This window comes from Bacillus daqingensis, assembly GCF_042654445.1.
Classification (GTDB): Bacteria; Bacillota; Bacilli; order Bacillales; family Salisediminibacteriaceae; genus Alkalicoccus; species Alkalicoccus luteus.
The window spans coordinates 48,125-68,960 of record NZ_JBHSGK010000020.1; the positions used below are offsets into that span (position 1 = coordinate 48,125).

The window sequence follows — 20,836 nt, forward strand, 5'->3', positions numbered from 1 at the left end:
TTCCTCCAGCGTTTCTAAGTCATGTTGGCAATAAGAAAGACAGGCGCCTTCACACCTGTCTTTTTTCACACCATACGTCAGCTCTTCACTGCTCCATCTGTAATACTCTTAATAAATAACCGATTGAACAGAAGGAACACAACAATCAGCGGTACCGTTGCCCAGAAGGTTCCGGACAGGATCATGCCGTAGTCGCGCACCCTGTCATCCATAAGGGATCGCAAAGCGACCTGAATCGTATGCGTTGATTGATCCTGCAGCACGACGAGCGGCCAGAGGTAATCTCCCCAGATGGCCATGAACACGATAATACCGAGGGTTGCAAAAGCCGGCAAAATAACGGGTACAACGATATTCCAGTAAATCCGGAAGTTGGAGCACCCGTCGATTCTGGCTGCTTCGAGCAGTTCATCCGGCACAGCGCTTGAAATGTACTGCCTCATCCAGAAGATCCCGAAAGCGTTCATCAGACCCGGCACGATAACCGCACGCAGATCACTGAGCCAGCCGAGTTCCGTGATAATAAAGTACGTCGGAATCAAGCCGAGCTGCGGCGGGATCATCATCGTTCCGAGGATAAAGACGAACAACAGCGTCCGGCCCGGAAAGTGCAGCTTCGCAAACGCAAAGCCTGCCAGTGAGCAAAGAATCAGCACCCCGATTGTAATCGTCGTCGTCACGATCAGCGAGTTCATCATCGCCTGGAAAAACGGAATGCTCTCCGTTACCTTCTGAAAGTTCGAAATAAGCTCGCTTCCCGGTATGGCTACCGGAGGGTTGCGGTTGATTAAATTATTCGGGTTTGTCGCCATGACAAACATCCAGTAAAACGGAAAGAGAGAGGCAAGTGACACAATTCCGAGACCGATGTAAAGCAGGATTTTACCTGTGCGCTGTTTCTGCTTTTCCGATTTCATCACTTCACCTCCACTTTCTTGGAACGACCGATTCTATTAGCGAAATACAAGTTTAACGTTGAGAAGATGATAATGATAAAGAAGAGCACGATCGCTGTCGCAGAAGCGGTTCCAAAGAAGTTGCTACCGAACGCATCACGGTAGAGATACAACACGATACTCATCCCTTCCGGACGGCCTCCGCGTCCCTGGAAGATGTGCGGCTCAGCGAAGATCTGCAGCGCACCGATTGTAGCAGTGAAAACCGTGAAAATAATGAACGGCTTCAGCATTGGAATCGTAATGTGCCAGATCTGCTGACGCAGCGATGCACCATCAATTTTGGCAGCTTCATACAGGTCCTTTGGAATCGCCTGCATCCCTGCCAGATAAATAATCGTGTTATAGCCGACCCAGCGCCAGAAAATCATCGCTGATATGGCAACCTTCGCGCCCCATTCGGAACGAGTCCACGTGATTGGCTCGATACCGAACAGACCGAGGAACGAGTTGATCAGCCCGGAATCCTGGTTGCTGAAAATAACACTGAAAATGATGGCCACTGCAACGATAGATGTTACATACGGCAGAAAGATTGCAAGCCGGAAGATGCTCTGATATTTGATCAGCGCCGAGTTCAGGGCAAAGGCGAGCAGCAGGGCGACGATAAGCTGAGGCGCCGTTCCCATGAGCCCGATGATGATGGTGTTATACAGCGACTTCCAGAATAACGGATCATTGAAAATGATGTTGAAATTGTTCAGTCCGACAAATTCCATGTCCCCAAGCCCGTCCCACCGGAAAAAAGCGAGGTAGAAGCTGAAGAGAATGGGAAAAACGCCGAACACGGCAAACAATAAGTAGAATGGGGAAATGAACATATAGCCAGAAGCCATATCCCGGTGCTTCTGTGAAATCCGTCTCTTTTTTGGCTTTTGCGGAGACGGAGGCTGATTAGATGTTTCTGCCGGCGGCTGATGACCTGGCCCGCTTTGCTTTCTGACCGCTTCAGACATTATGCTGTTCCTCCTTGCAGCTGCCCGGATGCAGAAAGGAGCATGGCGTGAACGCCACGCTCCCCCTCTTCTGCATGCAGCTTATCTGGAAATTCTCTGTTCCACCCGTGTCAGGATGTCTTCCCACTCTTCTTCCGGATCGATGCCGTCATAGACGTTATCGAGACCTGCAAGGATTTCAGAGTTTACATCGCCGTACTGAGCTCCCTTATGCACGTGTTCGTTTTCAAGAGCGCTGTCCGCAAATACCTGAGCGGTGTTCTGTCCGCCGAAGTAGTCATCGGAGTAATCCTGAAATTCTTCCATTTCGTATACTGCCGGTGCAGATGGGAAGAGACCCATGTTTTCAAATGCTTTCAGCTGCTGTTCCGGTGCCAGAAGCCACGTCAGGAAGTCGTACGCTTCTTCAGGATGCTCGGACTGCTCAGGAATCGTGATGTACGATCCGCCCCAGTTACCGCCGCCCTCAGGCATTGCCGCAACTCTCCAGTTTTCCTGGTCGGGAGCGTTGTCCTTGATAACACCCTGCATCCAGGCTGGTGCAAGCAGTGTTGCGTAACCGCCGTCGTCCATCGCGCCGCCCCACTCCGGCGTCCACATGCCATAGTTATCAATATGACCGTCTTCAATCATCTCGGATGTATCAAAGAATGCACCCTCCACGTAAGGAGTAGAGTCGAGAATCAGCTCGTCCTCTTCATTAAAATATTGCTCCGGAGCCTGGTCACGCTTTGCGTTGTAAACTGTTTCCGGGTTTCCTGCCATCGGTACGCCAGCTTCCTCTAATACCTGATCCGATGCCGCACGGTAGTCATCCCACGTCTGAATTTCTGCTTCGACATCTTCAGGCTCCGTTGGAAGTCCTGCTTCTTCGAAAATGTCCGCACGGTAGAACATAACAGTCGGTCCGATATCTGTCGGAAGTCCAAACTGGAAGTCACCTTCAACGCTGGAGCCTACTTCCCAAACCCAGTCGAGGAAGTCTTCTTCGACTTCTTCTGCTCCGAGATCGTATAAGTTGTGGAACCGGTCTTCAGCGCCTTTGTAGCCGTCAATTTCAGATACTTCAATGGCTGCCATGTCCGGCGCGCCGCTTCCGGCTGATAATGCTGTAAACAGGTTGTTATGGTGGTCTTCCATATCGATTTCCTGGAAGGTGATGTTTACATTTGGATTTTCTTCAACGTACTCTTCAGCGAGCTCCGGATAGCCAGTAGCACCAAACAGCCAGAATGAAAGCTCAACGTCTGCATCCTCTGATCCGAGGCTTGTTAATTCTGCTTCCTCATCTTCCGTTGCCACCTCATTGCTGGCATTGCTTGCGTTGCTGTTATCTGCCTGCGCATCTTCATCGTTTCCACCACAGGCGGCTGCCAGAACTGTCACAGAAAGAAGAGCCGTCAATACACTTGCTTTTTTCATCATAAAATCCCCCTTGATTCAAGTATGAAAACCAACCAAAACACAACCTGACGCTAGTACCTAAACCGGTTTCGTAAATTTCAAAAAAGAGAGAAGCCGGCATTTTCAGCGCTCAGCTTTTTCTTGTTCGTTTGTCAGATAAATTTACTAAATCGGTTTCGTAAGGCAATTGTATAGCGCGCTAATTAAAATGTCAACGCTTTCTTTTTAATTTTTTTTCTGAAAATTATATCCGCTTCTGCAGGTGCTCCTGGAGATAAAGCAGGATTCTTGTTACCACTGCTGCCGGCGCGCTGACCGCAAAAAAGAAAACAAGCACCGGAAACACGTACACCATGTACCAGACTGCACCTGCAGCGAGAAAAGCTGACAATGTTAAGGCCGGTGCATAAAACGCAAACAGATAGGCTTTCATAATCGTACGGCGGATCCCTTCCCCGCCAATCGCCAGCAGCGGAAAGCTATAGAAGACAAAGACCGCCGCCAGTACCGTTAAAAAGAGCACAAAGCCAAGATAAAGGCCCGCCGCCCATCCTTCGATGCGAAACGCGGTATACACATTCAGCGTTACTAACGCAGATAAGCCCGCGGCCGCGACGAATAGCAGACTCCCCCGCAGAAAATGCGCTTTATAATACTGAAAAAAGAGCGCGGGCAGCGATTTGCTGCCGCGTTCTCCCTGTACCTGATCGGATAACGCTCCATAAAGTGCCACAGTAGCCGGGCCGGCGCCGAGCACGACGCCCCCTAGCAGCGTAAAGAAAATCCAGCAAAGATTTAAGAGGGCCAGGCGGTAAATCCATTCCGTCGTCCGTTCAATCATTTTCATCGGTGTTCCCCCTAGCGGACCCGCCTGCCCGGCGCGCAGGAAGACCGCACAATCAGCTCCGGTTCAACCTTGACCGCCGTCCGCTCAATTTGATCGTGAATCATATCTTTCAATATATACGCTGCCATCCGCCCGATTTTGTCTTTATCCTGTTTTACTGTCGTCAGCGGTGGATCCGTATGTTTAGAGGCTGTAATATCATCGCAGCCGATGATGGAAAAATCGTCAATCGACCCGTGCAGCTCTTTCACAGCACGCATCGCTCCCATCGCCATCAAATCCGAAGCAGCAAAAACAGATTTCGGTACGTGGTCAAGCTTCAGCAGCTCTTTCATTGCTTCATAGCCGCTGTCTTCAAAAAAATCACCGTAGCGAATCCAATTTTCCTTTACCGGAAGACCGTAAGTCTGCATCACGTCCCGGAACCCTTCGAGCCGTTCACGTGAAATATTCGACGATTGTTTCCCTCCAATAAAGCCGATCTCACGCTGGCCCAGCATATAAAAATGCTCGACTGCAAGCGCTGATATCTTCGCGTTATCCGTCATAATGTAGCCGGAATGGCTGCCGGTGAGCGTCAGATCAATCCCGATGCACGGAATGTCGCTCTGGTCGAGTTCATAAACGGACGGTTCCACTTCATCTCCGCCAATAATGATGCAGCCGTCTACGTTATAATGCTGACATCGGGCTAAATAATTTTCGTCGTTTTTATGGAACTGTTCGTTTGAGAAGAAAAGCAGGTCATATCCTTCCATCCCCATCGTTTTCTTAAAGGTGCTCATCACATCCACAAAGAACGGATGATTAAAATTCGCGTTGATTTTACCAGCATAAATGACGCCGATCACCTTCGTCACTTTTTTCACGAGTGACTGGGCGGCATAGGAAGGCCGATAGCCGTACTCTTCCATAATGCCGAGCACCCGTTCCTTCGTTTTGGCCCCGACATCATCATAGTTATTAATGATTTTAGATACGGTCGCCTGCGATACTCCTGCAAGTTTCGCTATCTCTTTAATCGTCATTTTCATTGCTGACGCTCCCTTTCAGACGGCAGCCTGCTGCTCCGCCGTTCTGTATCGATGCCTCCATCATATCATTTTCTATCAAGAAAAACCGCACCAACGAAACCGTTTTATATTTTTTCGAAAATCAACGGTATTTTCTTTTGATAAAGGTTCATGCCTTTACTGGAAAATCCTTTGACATGGAGAGTTCTCTCTTTTATACTCAAGTTACGAAACCGTTTTCGGTAAGCGCTCTAATTATTCTGGAGGGGATTAGCTATGTATCATCCGCAACAGCCGGTTTTTTCAACGTCTTTTCTATGGGGTTCTGCCTCTGCTGCCTATCAGATTGAAGGTGCCTGGGATCAGGACGGAAAAGGGCCATCCGTCTGGGACGTCTACACGAAGCAGCCAGGTACGACCTATAAAGATACAAACGGCGATACCGCTGTCGATCATTACAACCGCATGGAAGAGGATGTTCGTCTCATGGCAGAAATGGGATTGAAAGCATACCGCTTCTCGATTGCATGGACACGCATTTTTCCGGAGGGACGCGGCGAGCCAAATGAAGCAGGGCTTGCCTTTTACGACCGGCTGATTGATACGCTTCTCGCCAGCAATATTGAGCCGATCGTAACCGTTTATCACTGGGATCTGCCGCAGGCACTCATGGATGAATACGGCGGCTGGGAATCCCGCAGTATCATCGATGACTTTCATAATTACTGCGTGACGCTGTTTAAACGCTACGGGGACCGCGTTAAATACTGGGTGACGCTTAATGAACAGAATATTTTTATCGGCCTCGGCTACCGCTCCGGGATTCATCCTCCAGGGGTGAAGGACGAAAAGCGCATGTTCCAAGCAAATCATATCGCAAACCTTGCCAATGCCAAGGCGATTGCCTCCTTCCGGGAGCTCGTGCCAAACGGACAGGTCGGTCCAAGCTTTGCCTTAAGTCCGGTGTATCCCTATACGAGTCATCCGGAGGACGTGCTCGCGGCTGAAAATGCGGAAGAGATGATGAATCACTGGTACATGGACGTATATGCATGGGGCCGCTATCCGGAAACCATTTTTGAGCACCTGCAGCGGCAAGGCAAGGCTCCGGAGATAGAGGAAGGTGACATGGCGCTGCTTCGTCTCGGACGCCCTGATTTCATGGGCATTAATTACTATCAGACGACGACCGTGGAACGTAATCCGCTGGACGGCATTTCCGAAGGAAAGATGAATACTACCGGTAAAAAGGGAACGTCCTCTGATTCCGGCGTTCCAGGCTTGTTTAAGACGATCCGCAACCCGAACCTCGATACGACGAACTGGGACTGGGAAATTGATCCGACAGGACTGCGTATCGGCATGCGCCGTATCCACAGCCGCTACGGTCTTCCTATTCTTATTTCGGAAAATGGCCTCGGAGAGTTTGATAAGCTGGAGGACGGGGAAATTCATGATGACTACCGAATTGATTACCTGGCTGCCCACCTTCGCGAAATTGGCAGTGCCCTCCAGGACGGCGTGGATGTTATCGGGTACTGCACATGGTCCTTTACTGATCTGCTCAGCTGGCTGAACGGCTATCAGAAGCGGTATGGCTTCGTGTATATTGACCGGGATGAAAACGACGCACGCAGTCTGGAACGGATTAAAAAGAAAAGCTTTTTCTGGTACCAGCAGACGATTCAGCAGCATGGAGCCAACCTTTGGAAAGGCAGGGTGAACAGCCAGTGAACCAGCATCTATTTGCTTCCTTTGATATCGGCGGTACGAGCGTCAAATGGGGCCTCGTCGACATTCACGGAGTTATTGCAGAGAAAGGACAGTTTGCAGCAAATCACGGCTGCGGTGAAACGATTTTAAACGGCATTCATCACGTCATCCGCACGCACCGCGCACGCGTGCAGGGTGTCGCTGTATCCGCCCCCGGCTTCATTCATCCGGAGACCGGATACATTGAAATGGGTGGAGCCGTAAAGTCATTTGACCACTTTAATCTCCAGGAAGCGCTTGAACGGGAACACCGTCTTCCCGTTTCTGTCGAGAACGATGTGAACTGTGTCGCTCTCGCAGAAAAATGGCTCGGTCACGGCACGGACCTGAAAGACTTTGTCTGCCTGACTGTCGGCACCGGAATCGGCGGCGCGCTTTTCTTAAATGATCAGCTTTACCGCGGCCATGCTTTTCGCGGCGGCGAGTTCGGCTTTATGATCACCCACGGCATTCACAGCAGCAGCCCCGAATATGACGGACTCAGCTGCAACGCCTCGATGACGACTGTACGGGAACAGTATGCCAAGTATCTTGATCTGCCGTTCGCTGACGTCACAGGAGAGCGCGTCTTTGAAGCCTATGACCGGAGAGAGCCGGTAGCCGTGCAGATTGTAGATGCATTTTACCAGACGCTCGCAGTCGGCATTTACAATATTGTATCTGTCCTTAACCCGGAGAAGGTGCTGATCGGCGGCGGCATCACAGCACGCCCGGCCTTTCTAAGTGAAATCCGCTCTCAGCTGGCTTACGTTGACCGTGTGTTTCAAACGGAAGTGGACACGTGCCGTTTCAAAAACGACGCCGGCCTGATCGGCGCCGTTGCCTATCACAAGCTGAAGTATGCCAAACTGGAAGACGCCGGCCGATTAAGCCTGTAAAAATCATGATGAAAGCCCGGCCGGATTCTATTCCGGACGGGCTTTTTTGTACTGAAGAGGGCGCCCTTTCAAAAACAACTTACCGGCTGGCGAAAGCTGCACAACTACCTGCGATTGGAACACTGAGGCAAAAGCAGCATTAGATATTCACGAGCGCGGTCAAAACAAGCCTTCGGCACCACGCCGAAGGCTTATCTGCATCGTTTTAAAACGGACCCCAGCCGATGCTGTGAGCGATCAGCAGGTACACAGACCCTATGATCGTCCAGGCAATGAGCAGTGGAAAAATAAACTTCGTCCATCTCCACCAGGAAATTCCCGCAGCGGCAATCGTTGCCATAAAGTAACCGGAGGTTGGAAAGAGAATGTTGGAAATACCGTCTCCAAGCTGAAAAGCAAGAATCGCCGTCTGACGAGTGGTCCCAACCAAATCTGCCAGCGGAATCATGATCGGCATCGTAATCAGTGCCTGGCCGCTTCCAGATGGGACAAAGAAATTGAAAAACCCTTGTGATCCAAGCATCCCTAAAATCGTAACCGACTGCGGCAGCTGACTGACGACCGTTGAGAGCCCGAAGATAATCGTATCGATGATCTGGCTTTCTTCCATAACTACTGCTACCCCTCTGGCAATTCCAATAATCATCGCGCCCATGAGCACTTGACGAAAACCATCGTTAAACGCTTCACTGAGCCTGTCCCCGGAAAGGCCGGCGACAATTCCGACTACAATCCCCATAGCAAGAAAATAACCTGCCAACTGTACGAAATCCCAGCGGAACGTCAGCACCCCGACGATCATGCCGATAAACATCAAAATCGCAACGATCCCGGCAATACGTCCGCGCAGCGACAGCTCCACCGGTCCTTCCTGCTCAAGTCCTCCCTTTTCCTCAAACTCCTGCCGGTCCTCTTCGACAAGCTCCGGATTGCGCTCCAGTTTTTTAGCATACCAGATTAAAAACAATACGCCTGCCAGAATAATCGTTGACAGCACGAGTGCCCGATACGCAGCACCGGAATACATCGGAAGCTCTGCAAGCTGATGCGAGAGCCCGACTGTTCCCGGATTGGTAATCGATCCAAGAAAGCCTCCGGAGGTTGCAATAAGGGCGACCGCCGCTGCCATCATTTTATTGTAGCCGAGCTGAATCATCAGCGGAATTAAAATCGGCACGTACAACAGGCTTAATTCCGGGGTTCCGACAAAAGCGGCGATTGAAGCAAACGACACGACAAGCACCGGAATAATGAGCACTTTTCGATTCATAAATTTCCTCGTCAGCCGGTCAACGCCAAACTGAATCAGTCCGATTGCATGCATGACCATAAAGACGCCGCCGATCATAAAGGTAAAGAAGACGACCGGTCCTGCATCAATCAATCCGTTTGGTACAGCAGTCAAAAAGTCCATCAGTCCGATTGGAGCTGCTTCAATAAAATTGAATTCTTCCGCATTAATCATTTCCTGTCCAGCCGGTCCGTCTATACGCTCATATTCCCCCGCTGGAATCACATACGAGGCAAGGCTCATTAATGCGATAAACATAACAAGCAGCACGTAAATGTGCGGAAAACGCCATTTAGACCCGCTTTCTTCAGGCTCCGTGCCCATCTGTTCCTGCGTATCATTATATTGCTTCAACTCTTCTGCTCGCTTTGCCATGGTTACATCCTCTCCCCTTGTTTTGCTGCTTCAAACACAATCTGTCCAACTGCCATCGTCCATACAACTTTCCCTCGAAACGTTCTTCCGATATAAGGACTTTCCTTATGCTTTTGGAGCAATTCTGCTTCACGAAGCTCTCTGCTGATCGACAGATCCACCAGGGTAATATCCGCAGACGAACCTTCCGTCAGTCCTCTTTTCTCATGAAGACCAAAAATAGCGGCCGGAGCTGTGTGCGTCCACTGAATCAGCTGCTGCGGACTGATTCCCCGTTTATACAACCCTTCTGTCAGCAGGACATCCATCGTCTGCTGGGCACCTGCGATTCCGCCCCAGGCACGTAAAACCGTTCCATCTCTCATGGCAGCCGGCGCCGGCGAGTGATCTGAGCTAATTAAATCAAGTGTCCCATCCTCCAGCGCCTGCCAGAGCTTTTCCCGCTCAGCCTCTGTTCTCAGTGGCGGTGCACATTTCGCAAGCGTCCCGATCTCTTCCGCTTCTTCAAGAGAAATACTTAAATAATGCGGACACGTTTCAGCAGTCACTGCCACTCCGCGGTCTTTTGCCCGCCGGACATCCTCTGCAGCTGCTCCTGAGCTGATGTGACAGATGTGAGTACGGCAGCCCGTCCATTCGGCATAGAGCAGCACGCGCTCCACCGCTTCTACCTCGGCCTGAATCGGTCTTGTCTGTTCATAATCTTTCATTGATTCACGGCTTTCTTCCCTCGCTTTCGTGGTCAGCCAGTTGATCAAGTGATCCGATTCAGCGTGCACAGCGAGAATACTGCCCAATGCAGCGATCTTCTCCATGCCCCTCAAGAGCGTTTCATCATCTGCGTGATGGAAATCATCCGTGCCGGCTCTCGACATAAAGGCTTTAAATCCAATTGCTCTTGCTTCGTGCATCTCCTGGAGGCTCTCCACGCTTGTCGGCATGAGTGCGCCCCAGAATCTCCCGGGAATACAGGATTTTACTTCAGCCAGCTGCTGCTTTTGCTTCAGCCTCGCTGCGGTGGATGTCGGCGGCGCACTGTTCAGCGGCATGTCAAAATAGGTGGTGACACCGCCCGCCGCAAGCGCCTTAGATCCGGAGTGCATCCCTTCCCAGTCTGTGCGTCCCGGCTCATTTAAATGAACGTGCACATCTATCAGCCCTGGGAAAGCTGCCAGTCCTTTTGCATCCATTCCTTCTCCGGACTCGCTCCCTGGCGGAGAAATAGCACGAATCGATTTATTTGAGATCACAATATCTTTCTGCTGCCAGCCATGCTCTGTCGGAACGGCTGCCCTCCGTAAAATGTAATTCATCGTGTACGCCTCCTGAATAAGTGAATGAGTTCAGTCTAATCCGAGGCAAGGTCTCCATCATTATGCACAGCATCTAACCCCTTGGCTGTTTATTAGCATGAATGCACAATAAAAAAGCAGAAACACCGTCGTTATAACGGACGCTTCTGCTTATCTGTTCTTTTTCATAAGTATGATGCAAGTGTCAGCTTTCCTGACGAACTAATTTATTTTTCTGAAAAGTCAAGCAGGTACAGGGCAATGCGAAGCTCTAAGGAAGCGGTTTCTTCCTTTATATCCCGATTTAAAAGTTCTCTGCATTTTTTTAGTCGAAACAAGACCGTGTTGCGATGCACACCAAGCATCTCCGAGGTTTTCGCAATGTTCGTTTGACTGGCAAGATAGCTGTCCAACGTATCCAAAAGTCCTGTTTTTTCTTTTTCATTTTCCATGCTGAGCAGTGGCTGGAGCGCAGCCTGAATAAAGGATTGGCGGTTTTCTTCCGGGATCATCGCAAGCAGCTGACGCATTCCCTTTGTTCGACTGGACTGAATAAATGGTCCATTATAGGCATGCATCCCAGCATGCAGAGCTTCTACAGCATCCTGCCACGTTTTTGGTAAATCAGTCAGCTGATAGGCTCCGCTCCCAATCCCAAAGGAAAGGTCGGTGTGGAGAGCCCGCTTCACCATCGTCTGAATATCTGCCAATGTATCGGTAAACTGCTGCTCCACTTCTTCGTGATAAAACGGCGTTCCCGCTAATAGTACGAAGAGACCGCCTTTTGTGAACAACACATAATGCGAAAGCTGTTCCGGCAGTGCTTCTTCCAGTAAATCCTGGATTCGATTGCGCTGCTCGTACATCTCCTTTTCGCTGCTTCCAGGTCTCTCCAATCCTGCCTGACCGACAGCAGAAAGGTAAAGCAGGTCCTCCTGAAGGCCGTAGTACCTTCCCCGGGACATGATTTCTGCATTTGTTTGAAACCTTCGTTCCAACACATCATTAAAGAAGGCGTTTTTCATCATGCGTTCATGCTGCTGCAGCGCCTGCCTCTTTAACAATTCAAACGAGACTACATTAGCAGCCTGTGAAAGAAGCAGCGTATCTATCTCATACAGACGGCCTGAATGCCGGATGAAAAAATACCCGTTTCTGCCATGCCCGGCTTCTATTGGATAGATGGTCCACCCTTCTGTTTTCACCCCTTCCTTTGTAAGCGGCGGTTCGGGACGAAGCGCCCGGACAACCGGGCCATCAGCTTCGTGCCGCAGATAAAGCAGCTGGCCCATACCATCCATTAAAACGGCATCCCCCTGCAGCTTTCGTTCCAGCTCCCTCATAACAAGTGTTAAGCCATCCTCCTGATGCAGCAGCTTGCTGAGTCGTTCATGAAACTGCTTCGATTCCCGGAGCTCGGCTTCTTTACTTTGTAAAATCAGGGCCATGATCTCGTGGACAAGGTCACCTAGAGCAATTTCTTCTGGTAAGTCGATTAAAGGCAGCCTTTCCTCAGCTGCAGCTTGGATCGCTTCGAGCGGCAAGCCCCCTAAAAACCTTGTAGATTTGATACCAAGACCAGCACAGCCTACCGAAGCCATGTGGCGGATTAAGTCAGTCAGTCTGCCCGGTTCATCTTTCAGTGAATAGCCGGTAGTAAGCAGGAGCTGTCCCGGTTTTAAATAGCGTTCAATATCGGGAGCATCCATCATGTTCACAGAACGCACCTCTACCGAACCATCAGCCTGCAGGTCTGCCATTTCGCCTTTTCCGAGCTGGGATTTTGTTCTTAATGTGTTTACATCCAATTTTTTTCACACCCTTATGTCAGATATTCTAACTGCTTGGTTTGCTGCTTTCCTCTTTATTATTAGACATATCATACAATGATGCCACGAGTATTGTACAGTTCATATAATGACAATTCGATTTGGCCCCGCTAATGTGAAGGTATCGATGTGTAGGAGGAGATATGATGCTGTCAACGAGAGAAAATGTCCATCAAAAACTGGACTGGCTGGCTACTTTTTCAGAAAGCACGCTTGGCGTCACACGCCTTTTGTATTCAAAAGCATGGAAGGACGCACGTGAAGCCTTGATTGCCTATATGAAATCCCTTGGTTTCAGCGTTTACGAAGATGCCGCCGGTAATGTATTTGGACGGATACAAGGCGAAACAGATGACGTTATTTTAACCGGCTCCCATCTTGATACAGTAAAAAATGGCGGTAAATATGACGGTGCATACGGTGTTTTAGCAGGTATACACGCCGTCTATCATACATGGAAAACGTACGGAACTCCTTACAAAACGCTGGAAGCAGCAATCTTCTGCGAAGAAGAAGGAAGTCGCTTTAAAACTGCTTATATTGGTTCCCGCTATATAGTAGGCGATGCTTCTGAAGAAGATTTCTCAGCAGAAGATGCTGCCGGTCATTCTGTCAATCAAGCGAGGGAAGCGCTGGGACTGACAGCATCTTTATCATTTACCGGACGCTCTGATATTGAGCGTTTTATTGAACTTCATATCGAACAGGGGCAGCAGCTGGAACAAAGCGGTGACCATCTCGGCATTGTCAAAGCAATCGTGGGTCAGCAGCGATTTACCTATCAGATATCCGGAAGTGCTAATCACGCCGGGACCACGCCGATGAACATGCGCCGGGATGCACTTGAAGCGGCTGCTTTGATGATCACAGCCATAAACCGATTGACGAAAGAAGCCGGCGATCCGTTTGTTGCGACAGTAGGCACGATTGAAGCAGCACCGGGATCGGTCAATGTGATTCCTGGAGAGGTAACATTCACACTTGACGTTCGTCATCCTGAAGATGAAAAACTCACCGCCCACGTTTTACAGCTCGAAAAAGCATGTGTTGCCATCGCCGATGAGCATAACGTCAAGCTGGACGTGCAGCGATTTGTAACCATTGAGGCTGTTCCGATGGATGAACAGATGGTAAACGATCTACATGAAATCTGTGAGCAGGAACAGCTCACACATAAGTTGATGTACAGCGGGGCTGGACATGATGCGCAAGTAGTAGGGAGGAGCGTTCCTGCTGCAATGCTGTTCGTGCCAAGTCGTCACGGCTTGAGCCATCATCCAGATGAATATACAGAGCCGCAGTACTTGGAAAACGGAATCGCGATATTAGAGAAGGCCCTTTCGTCATGGGCCTGGAAGGAGAAATGACCATGAATCAATCATTTATTCCCCCAAAGAGAACCATTATGACACCAGGCCCCGTAGAAGCAGATCCACGAGTGCTTCAAGCACTCAGTTCACCGATCATCGGCCAGTTCGATCCGATGTTCACGGATTTAATGAATCAGACGATGAAGCTTGTTCGGAATTTGTACCAGACAGATAATGAGTGGTCTTTCCCCATCGACGGCACCTCCCGAGCAGGAATGGAGGCCCTGATGGTCAGTTTGATCGAACCGGGAGACCGGGTTCTCGTCCCCATCTATGGCAGATTTGGCTACTTGCTTGCTGAAATCGCCGAGCGCTGCGGAGCTGATGTACGTATAATTGAAACGGAATGGGGTTCTGTGTTTGAAGAGAGGACGATCATTCAGGCTGTTCATGACATCAACCCGGTTATCACGGCCGTCGTTCATGGCGAGACCTCGACTGGCTGCATGCAGCCTTTGCTGAAAACTGGTGCAGCCTGCCGCGAACACGGGTCTCTTTTTCTAGTAGATGCAACGGCGACGATTGGCGGGGTCGAATTCCGTATGGATGACTGGTATGTAGATGCCGTCGCGGGCGGAACACAAAAATGTATATCCGGCCCTTCCGGCACATCGCCTGTTTCATTTAATAGCCGGGCGGCTGCTAAAATGAATCCGCGTAAACAAGTGGAACGCGGGATCCGTACAGAGCATGACGCAGAATCAGAAGCTCCTCCTGTTCGGAGCAATTATTTTGATCTGACACAGCTTCAGGACTATTGGAGTCCGCGGCGCTTAAACCATCATACGGAAGCCACTTCCATGCTGTATGCCCTTTATGAGGCTCTTCGTGTTATACAGACTGAGGGACTCGAGGAACGTTTTTCCCGCCACCTGCTTCATGAGGAAGCCATTATCGCAGGCGTGAAAGCGATGGGGCTTGAGGTCTATAATAACCATGAAGCTAAACTGCCTGTAGTTACCTGCATCCGTGTACCGGAGGGGATCGATGAAGAAGCTGTCCGACAGCTGATGCTTGATGAATTTGGCGTGGAAATCGCCTCTTCCTTCGGTCCGCTGAAAGGGATGATCTGGCGCATCGGGTCTATGGGCTATTCTGCACGTAAAGAAAATGTGTATCACGTACTCTTCGCGCTGGAGTCTGCTCTTTCCTTTTTTGAAGCACCTGTCATCACCGGGCGCGCCGCCGCTGCTGCAATGGAAGTATACCGGCATGCAGCTGCCGCTTCTTTATCCCGTTGAACCAGATAAAGCAAAGATCGTGCTAGACAAGTAAAGAAGCCGGCGATATCAAATCATCGCCGGCTTTTTTATAGAGCTGCTTCTGTGGAAGAGACAGATACATGATCGAGTAAAGCTTCCCGTTAACTGTTAATCCTTTCATCCACCTCTTTATTCACATTCAAAAACAACCGCTTCGTAAGGTTTCAGCGTGATCTTGCGTCCCTCTGCCTCTGTCTTTTCATCGTTTCCTATTATTCTTACTACAGGATTGTGCGGCAATTTCAGCTTCTCGCTTTTCGCTGAAAAACTGCAAATAACCATAACAACTTTCCCCCTCAGAATCCGCTTATAGCTGAACACATACGGGTGATGTTCATTCACATGCTCAAATGTACCATGCACGAGTATTTCCTTATAAGGAGACGCCCGCCTGAGCGCAGTCAGCTGCTTATAAAAGTGAAAGATAGATGCCTCATCTGATACAGCCTGCTCCGCATTTATTATTGCATAATTCGGGTTGGCTGCGAGCCATGGATGTCCGGACGAAAATCCACCGTGCTGTTCTTCCGACCACTGCATCGGCGTCCTGGAGTTATCCCGGCTGCGTCTTGCAACAAGTGCAAAGGCCTCTTCTTCTGCGATTCCTTCCCGAACAGCAGCCTGATATTGGTCGATAGTAGATAAATCGTTGTAATCCTCAATTGAGGTATAGGATACGTTCGTCATGCCAAGCTCCTGCCCTTGGTAAATAAACGGTGTCCCTCTCAGTAGAAAATACGTGACCGCCAAAAGCTTTGCCGTCCTTACCCCGTGATCGGCTTCCGGGATGAATTTGTTCAGCGAGCGAGGCTGATCGTGATTTTCTAAATAAAGAGCACTCCAGCCGATTCGGTTGATCATTTCCTGACTGCCGGCAATTGCCCGCTTAAAATCGAGGAGATTCCAATCCTGGAGACGGTACCACCTGCCGCTTTCATCAATATCGAGGTCAACGTGATCAAACTCAATCAGCATACTGAAGTAGCCTTCCTCCCCAACAAATTCAGGCATCTGTTCCAGCGGTACACCCGGTGCCTCCGCTACAGTTAAGGCATCATAGCGGTCGAACGTTTCCTGCTTTAATTCCATCAGAAATTCTCCAATACCTGGATTATTCGGCTTCACAACAGCTGTTCCATCCGGCGCGTCGGGTACGACATCCGCATAATGATCGTTTTTCTTAATAAAGGTAATAGCGTCTACTCGAAAACCCGCAATTCCCTTTTCCAGCCACCAGTTAATCATGTCATAAAGCGCTTTCCGCACTTCTGGATTCTCCCAGTTTAAATCAGGCTGTTTTTTTGAGAAGGAATGAAAATAATACTGCCCCCGGGCTTCATCAAATTCCCAGCAGGAGCCTCCGAAGATCGAACGAAGATTATTCGGCTCTGTGCCATCTTCCCTTGGGTCGCACCAAATATACCAGTCGTGCTTCGAGTTTGTCCGGTTTTGCCGGGATTCTTGAAACCAGGCATGCTCATCCGAAGAATGATTAATCACGAGATCCATGAGAATCTCCATTCCACGCATCTTTGCTTCTGTCAGCAGCTCCTCCATATCAGCCATCGTGCCAAATTCTGCTGCAATCGCTCGATAATCAGAAATATCATACCCATTGTCGTCCATTGGAGATGCATATACCGGACTGAGCCAGATAATACGAATACCCAGATCCTGTAAATAATCCAGCTTCTGAATGACACCCTGCAAGTCACCGATACCGTCCCCGTTAGAATCCTGAAAACTTTTCGGATAGACTTGGTAAACAACGGCGTCCTGCCACCATTTTTGCGTCATACAATCCCTCCTGTCTTTTCGAATCTTCTATAAAGCTGTTCATATAAGCTGTACAGGACGCACGCGGTCAGCGAAGCGCTGAAAAACAGCGCTAAAAAGAGGTAGCCGTTAACGGATACATAGACCGCTACCAGCACCGTGCCAGCAAACGAAGCGGATAATCCGGGTCTCCCGAAGGTCAGCAGAAACGCCCGTTGGTAGGTGCTGCCTGTAACCCGCTGCGCTTCCATCATACAAAAAGACACTGTAAAGGCGAGCAGAAATACCAGCGGGACGAGCAGGGCTGCCCCGGCTGTAACAGAGGATGTTTCCGTATAAAGGATGATCCACAGACCCCACGCTGCTGTTATCGGCAGCATATACATCCCCCGTTTTGCAGCTGACCATGAATCTGCGATCATCCATTTTCCCGCGCCATCTGTTTCTTTTTCTATCATCATCCTCCCCGCCGCCCGAAACAGGGCGATCGTAAGTGGCAGTGTCAGGAAGGTCCCTGCCAGCACCACCTGCATGAGAAAGAAAGGGAGACCTGCATATCCATGCACGTAGAGAAATCCCCCAAAAAGAAGCGGGGCATTTCCGAACAGCCAAATCACATTCATTCCGGCAAATGCTGCTGTCCAGCTGAAGAACGACATCATTCTCTCCATCATCACCCTCCTTTATTTCACTGCTCCTTCAGAGACTCCCTTAATAATCTGCTTCTGTGCAAAGAAGTAGAAAATGATAACCGGGATAATGGCGATGGTCAGTCCTGCAAGAGCCAAATGCCATTGCCTTGTGTATTCACCGAAAAAAGAGAACATGCGAAGCGGAATCGTTGCTTCTGACGTACTCAACACGAGTGACGGAAGCAGGAAATCGTTCCAGATCCAGATGACATTTAAAATCGCCACCGTCACAGAAATCGGCTTCAATAGCGGAAATATGATATACCAGAATGTCTGTAAACGGTTGGCACCATCGATTTTTGCTGCCTCATCCATCGTAATCGGAATGCTTTTCATCGCTCCGTGATAAAGGAAAATGGCCAGGCTGCAGCCAAAACCTAAATACATAAAGATCAGTCCGCCGGTGTTCAGCGCATGAAAGGAACCAAACAGTGACGTGAGCGTGATCATAACCGCCTGAAACGGAATCAGCATCGCTGCGACGAAAATCAGCAAAAGAATCCCGCTTATAACACTCTTGTTTCGAGCAAGTGCGTACCCTGCCATTGATGAAAAGAAGATAATAACTAGAATACTGATGGCCGTAATGAGGGTCGAGTTGAATAGCGCCTGTAAAAAATTCAGGTCAATATATGCCTGTACAAAGTTATCGACAGTCGCCTCTGACGGGAGGCCGAGCACATCCTGAAAGATTTCCCGGTTTGTTTTAAACGCGTTCACAATCATCAGATAGAAAGGAGAGAGCCAAATGAGCGCCAGCAGAACTCCAAACATCTCCAGCAAAGGAAGTCGCTTCTTTTTTGACTGCGGCATCACATTTCCACCTCCTTTTTCTTATTGTAGTAAACCTGCGTGACAGCAATGATCGCTACGAACAGGAAAAAAATGATCGCTTTTGCCTGACCGTAGGCCATTTCGTTGCTGCTGAAGGCTGTATACACGATATTCATCGCGATCATCTCCGTTGAGTTAAACGGTCCTCCGTCTGTTAATGACAGATTCTGGTCATAGATTTTAAACGATGTCGACAAGGTGAGAAACATGCTCACCGTAAATGCAGGTGCCACCAGAGGAAACGTCACGTTGCGAAAGCGCTGAAAAGCATTAGCCCCGTCAACTTTCGCTGCTTCAAGGAGCTCTTCCGGAATACTCTGCAAATACGCAATGTAAATAATCATAATGTAGCCAGCCAGCTGCCAGCTTGTTAAAATGACGAGTCCCCAGAAGCCGGTGGTCGCAGTTGTCAGCCAGCCATTCAATCCTGCTATCCCAAAAAGATCGCCGAGATCCGCGAAGACACTGATAAAAATAAACTGCCAGATAAACCCTAGAATCAGCCCGCCGATCAGATTCGGCATAAAGAAAATGGTCCGCAGCAGGTTGCTCGATCGCAGTTTCTGCGTCACAAGAAGCGCCAGACCGAGTCCCAGAGCATTCAGCAGTATAACCGTCACAAAGGCAAATTGAATCGTGAACCAAAGCGAGCTCAGAAAACGCCCGTCCTGCAGCAGACGTGTATAGTGTTCCAGTCCAACGAAGGCAGAAAAGCCGAGTCCATTCCAGTCGGTAAAGGAATAAAATACGCCGAAGAGGAGCGGAATCAGCACGACAACACTCAGCGCCAGCAAAACCGGAGCCAGGAACAGCCAGAACGACAGATGTTTATTCTCCATTTAAAAACTCCTCACCTGTATCAAAATCAGTCATAAATATGCGAAGGCTCGAGCACACCTGTCCTCCGCTCCCTTCTACTACCTCCGGCTTTCCCAATCCTGTGCAGCTTCTTCCAGCACTTCCTCCCAGGATCTTTCACCGGCAAGGTATTCCTGAACATGAGCCCCCAAATCATCTCCCCAGGCCGTTGGATAGCCAAGGAACACCCATCCGATAGTTTGTTCATCAAGCGCGTGCTCATAGATGTCCCTGGAAAGAGACGAAGCGATGGCTTCCGGATCAAAGTTTTCATGGGCCGGAATGAAGTTCAGCTGCTCCTGCACAATCTCAATCCCTTCTTCGGACGCGTACATCCAATTGAAAAAGTCTTTTGCGGCGTCGATCACTTCCGGCTCTGCCTCGTTATTGATAACCCAATAGTTCGGTACTCCGACGGGAAGCTTTCCCTCTTCGCCTTCCAATGGAATCGGCATAATTCCAACATGCTCATCTGCAAATTCCGGATCCATTTGCTGCAGGGTCGGATAAATCCAGTCCCCTTGCTGAATAATAGCCGCGTCGCCTAACGAAAAGTACTGCTCGACCTGCTGGGAATAGTCCATATTCAGCACCGGCTGTATGGAGTATTCTGCCTGCAGATCCAGTACGCGCTGGTATTCATCTCCACGCTCAAACGCGACTGAATCAGACTCATAAGCTTCCATGACGTCATGATTAAACTCCGTTGCCAGGTAAACATTTGCCAGATGATTTCCCATCACCCATGCCTCTGCACCAGGAAGAGCAAACACCCCTTCAATTCCAAGTTCTTCTTTTTGACTGTCCAGCGTCTCCACAGCTTCTTCTAAATCTTCGAATGACTGGATCGCTTCAGCATCAATGCCAGCCTCGTTAAATACCTGCTTGTTATAAATGAAGCCATAGCCCTCTTGATTAAAAGGAATTCCATAAACCGTCTCATCAATCGTAATACCGTCGAGTGTTCCTTCAAGCGCCGTTCCCACTGCCTCTAAATCGGACAGATCTTCCACGTAGTCTTCGTAGTCAGCAAGTTCTGAAGGTCCAGCCAGACTGAAAACATCCGGTGCATCTCCGGATGAGAAGCGCGATCGAAGTGATGTGAAGTAATCTGTGCCGCCTCCCACTGCTCCAAATTCGATCGTTACATCCGGATTTTGCGACTCATATTCCTCAGCAAGCGCAAGAAACTGATCTCTGAACTCTACTTTTCCTTGAAAAATATCGATGGTGATTTGATCACCCGAAGCACCAGACTCTCCTTCGTTACCCCCGCACGCGCTAAGTACCACTGCTCCAACCATCAACATTCCTGCCGCTTTTACTTTTTTCACCTTTACTCACTCCTTTTTATTTTTGAGACCGGTCCCAATTATTATTAAAAAAATTTGGCTCCAAAACGTTAATCAGAGTATACATTGTTTTGGAAC

General features: G+C 49.4%; 17 protein-coding genes. 4 read left to right on the forward strand and 13 right to left on the reverse strand.

The window, feature by feature from the left end; all coding sequences use genetic code 11:
- Positions 1–77: 77 nt before the first annotated feature.
- The 5 genes from ACFO4L_RS15055 to ACFO4L_RS15075 all read right to left on the reverse strand — a co-directional run bounded on the left by ACFO4L_RS15055 (position 78) and on the right by ACFO4L_RS15075 (position 5,197).
- Positions 78–917 (reverse strand): carbohydrate ABC transporter permease, encoded by an 840-nt coding sequence (locus tag ACFO4L_RS15055; RefSeq protein ID WP_377910490.1) that lies wholly within the window; start codon positions 915–917, stop codon positions 78–80.
- Positions 917–1,792, reverse strand: coding sequence for a carbohydrate ABC transporter permease (locus ACFO4L_RS15060; protein ID WP_377910569.1), 876 nt, complete (start codon positions 1,790–1,792; stop codon positions 917–919). The genes ACFO4L_RS15055 and ACFO4L_RS15060 overlap by 1 nt, the downstream gene beginning before the upstream one ends.
- 201 nt (positions 1,793–1,993) lie before the next feature.
- Positions 1,994–3,334, reverse strand: a complete 1,341-nt coding sequence (locus tag ACFO4L_RS15065) for an ABC transporter substrate-binding protein (protein WP_377910491.1) — start codon at positions 3,332–3,334, stop codon at positions 1,994–1,996.
- Between the two features lie 226 nt (positions 3,335–3,560).
- On the reverse strand, positions 3,561–4,163 hold the full coding sequence (locus ACFO4L_RS15070; RefSeq protein WP_377910492.1) for a YesL family protein: 603 nt from the start codon (positions 4,161–4,163) through the stop codon (positions 3,561–3,563).
- A gap of 11 nt (positions 4,164–4,174) precedes the next feature.
- On the reverse strand, positions 4,175–5,197 hold the full coding sequence (locus ACFO4L_RS15075) for a LacI family DNA-binding transcriptional regulator (RefSeq protein WP_377910493.1): 1,023 nt from the start codon (positions 5,195–5,197) through the stop codon (positions 4,175–4,177).
- A 255-nt stretch (positions 5,198–5,452) separates the two neighbouring features.
- Between ACFO4L_RS15075 and ACFO4L_RS15080 the strand changes: the two genes are divergently transcribed.
- Both ACFO4L_RS15080 and ACFO4L_RS15085 read left to right on the forward strand, forming a co-directional pair.
- Complete coding sequence (locus ACFO4L_RS15080) at positions 5,453–6,910, forward strand: glycoside hydrolase family 1 protein (RefSeq protein ID WP_377910494.1); 1,458 nt, start codon at positions 5,453–5,455, stop codon at positions 6,908–6,910.
- Positions 6,907–7,827: an ROK family protein gene (locus ACFO4L_RS15085; RefSeq protein WP_377910495.1), complete on the forward strand. Its 921-nt coding sequence runs from the start codon at positions 6,907–6,909 to the stop codon at positions 7,825–7,827. The genes ACFO4L_RS15080 and ACFO4L_RS15085 overlap by 4 nt, the downstream gene beginning before the upstream one ends.
- A gap of 205 nt (positions 7,828–8,032) precedes the next feature.
- On the opposite strand, the gene ACFO4L_RS15090 is transcribed toward ACFO4L_RS15085, so the two are convergent.
- The 3 genes from ACFO4L_RS15090 to ACFO4L_RS15100 all read right to left on the reverse strand — a co-directional run bounded on the left by ACFO4L_RS15090 (position 8,033) and on the right by ACFO4L_RS15100 (position 12,593).
- Entirely contained in the window at positions 8,033–9,493 is a 1,461-nt protein-coding gene (locus ACFO4L_RS15090; RefSeq protein ID WP_377910496.1) for a YfcC family protein, read from the reverse strand.
- A gap of 2 nt (positions 9,494–9,495) precedes the next feature.
- Positions 9,496–10,806, reverse strand: a complete 1,311-nt coding sequence (gene allB, locus ACFO4L_RS15095) for an allantoinase AllB (RefSeq protein ID WP_377910498.1) — start codon at positions 10,804–10,806, stop codon at positions 9,496–9,498.
- Positions 10,807–11,012: 206 nt separating this feature from the next.
- Positions 11,013–12,593, reverse strand: a complete 1,581-nt coding sequence (locus tag ACFO4L_RS15100) for a PucR family transcriptional regulator (protein ID WP_377910499.1) — start codon at positions 12,591–12,593, stop codon at positions 11,013–11,015.
- A gap of 167 nt (positions 12,594–12,760) precedes the next feature.
- Between ACFO4L_RS15100 and ACFO4L_RS15105 the strand changes: the two genes are divergently transcribed.
- The gene (locus ACFO4L_RS15105) at positions 12,761–13,981 is read left to right on the forward strand and encodes a M20 family metallo-hydrolase (RefSeq protein ID WP_377910500.1); all 1,221 of its coding nucleotides are present in this window, start codon (positions 12,761–12,763) and stop codon (positions 13,979–13,981) included.
- Positions 13,978–15,225, forward strand: coding sequence for a pyridoxal-phosphate-dependent aminotransferase family protein (locus ACFO4L_RS15110; protein WP_377910570.1), 1,248 nt, complete (start codon positions 13,978–13,980; stop codon positions 15,223–15,225). Before ACFO4L_RS15105 ends, ACFO4L_RS15110 begins: the two co-directional genes overlap by 4 nt.
- Positions 15,226–15,375: 150 nt before the next feature.
- On the opposite strand, the gene ACFO4L_RS15115 is transcribed toward ACFO4L_RS15110, so the two are convergent.
- From ACFO4L_RS15115 to ACFO4L_RS15135, 5 genes are all read right to left on the reverse strand, one after another.
- Positions 15,376–17,043: a glycoside hydrolase family 13 protein gene (locus ACFO4L_RS15115; RefSeq protein ID WP_377910501.1), complete on the reverse strand. Its 1,668-nt coding sequence runs from the start codon at positions 17,041–17,043 to the stop codon at positions 15,376–15,378.
- Positions 17,040–17,693: a hypothetical protein gene (locus ACFO4L_RS15120; RefSeq protein WP_377910502.1), complete on the reverse strand. Its 654-nt coding sequence runs from the start codon at positions 17,691–17,693 to the stop codon at positions 17,040–17,042. The genes ACFO4L_RS15115 and ACFO4L_RS15120 overlap by 4 nt, the downstream gene beginning before the upstream one ends.
- 12 nt (positions 17,694–17,705) lie before the next feature.
- Positions 17,706–18,527, reverse strand: a complete 822-nt coding sequence (locus ACFO4L_RS15125; protein WP_377910503.1) for a carbohydrate ABC transporter permease — start codon at positions 18,525–18,527, stop codon at positions 17,706–17,708.
- A complete protein-coding gene (locus ACFO4L_RS15130) occupies positions 18,527–19,387 on the reverse strand; it encodes a carbohydrate ABC transporter permease (RefSeq protein WP_377910504.1) in 861 nt (286 codons plus the stop codon). The genes ACFO4L_RS15125 and ACFO4L_RS15130 overlap by 1 nt, the downstream gene beginning before the upstream one ends.
- Before the next feature lie 78 nt (positions 19,388–19,465).
- Positions 19,466–20,740: an ABC transporter substrate-binding protein gene (locus tag ACFO4L_RS15135; protein WP_377910505.1), complete on the reverse strand. Its 1,275-nt coding sequence runs from the start codon at positions 20,738–20,740 to the stop codon at positions 19,466–19,468.
- Positions 20,741–20,836 lie beyond the last annotated feature (96 nt).

Excerpts from the sequence above, each read along its gene's own strand:
- ACFO4L_RS15055 (WP_377910490.1), bottom strand. The coding sequence starts at position 917 with ATGAAATCGGAAAAGCAGAAACAGCGCACAGGTAAAATCCTGCTTTAC.
- ACFO4L_RS15060 (WP_377910569.1), bottom strand. The coding sequence starts at position 1,792 with ATGGCTTCTGGCTATATGTTCATTTCCCCATTCTACTTATTGTTTGCC.
- ACFO4L_RS15065 (WP_377910491.1), bottom strand. The coding sequence starts at position 3,334 with ATGAAAAAAGCAAGTGTATTGACGGCTCTTCTTTCTGTGACAGTTCTG.
- ACFO4L_RS15070 (WP_377910492.1), bottom strand. The coding sequence starts at position 4,163 with ATGAAAATGATTGAACGGACGACGGAATGGATTTACCGCCTGGCCCTC.
- ACFO4L_RS15075 (WP_377910493.1), bottom strand. The coding sequence starts at position 5,197 with ATGAAAATGACGATTAAAGAGATAGCGAAACTTGCAGGAGTATCGCAG.
- ACFO4L_RS15080 (WP_377910494.1), top strand. The coding sequence starts at position 5,453 with ATGTATCATCCGCAACAGCCGGTTTTTTCAACGTCTTTTCTATGGGGT.
- ACFO4L_RS15090 (WP_377910496.1), bottom strand. The coding sequence starts at position 9,493 with ATGGCAAAGCGAGCAGAAGAGTTGAAGCAATATAATGATACGCAGGAA.
- allB (WP_377910498.1), bottom strand. The coding sequence starts at position 10,806 with ATGAATTACATTTTACGGAGGGCAGCCGTTCCGACAGAGCATGGCTGG.
- ACFO4L_RS15105 (WP_377910500.1), top strand. The coding sequence starts at position 12,761 with ATGCTGTCAACGAGAGAAAATGTCCATCAAAAACTGGACTGGCTGGCT.
- ACFO4L_RS15110 (WP_377910570.1), top strand. The coding sequence starts at position 13,978 with ATGACCATGAATCAATCATTTATTCCCCCAAAGAGAACCATTATGACA.
- ACFO4L_RS15115 (WP_377910501.1), bottom strand. The coding sequence starts at position 17,043 with ATGACGCAAAAATGGTGGCAGGACGCCGTTGTTTACCAAGTCTATCCG.
- ACFO4L_RS15120 (WP_377910502.1), bottom strand. The coding sequence starts at position 17,693 with ATGGAGAGAATGATGTCGTTCTTCAGCTGGACAGCAGCATTTGCCGGA.
- ACFO4L_RS15125 (WP_377910503.1), bottom strand. The coding sequence starts at position 18,527 with ATGCCGCAGTCAAAAAAGAAGCGACTTCCTTTGCTGGAGATGTTTGGA.
- ACFO4L_RS15130 (WP_377910504.1), bottom strand. The coding sequence starts at position 19,387 with ATGGAGAATAAACATCTGTCGTTCTGGCTGTTCCTGGCTCCGGTTTTG.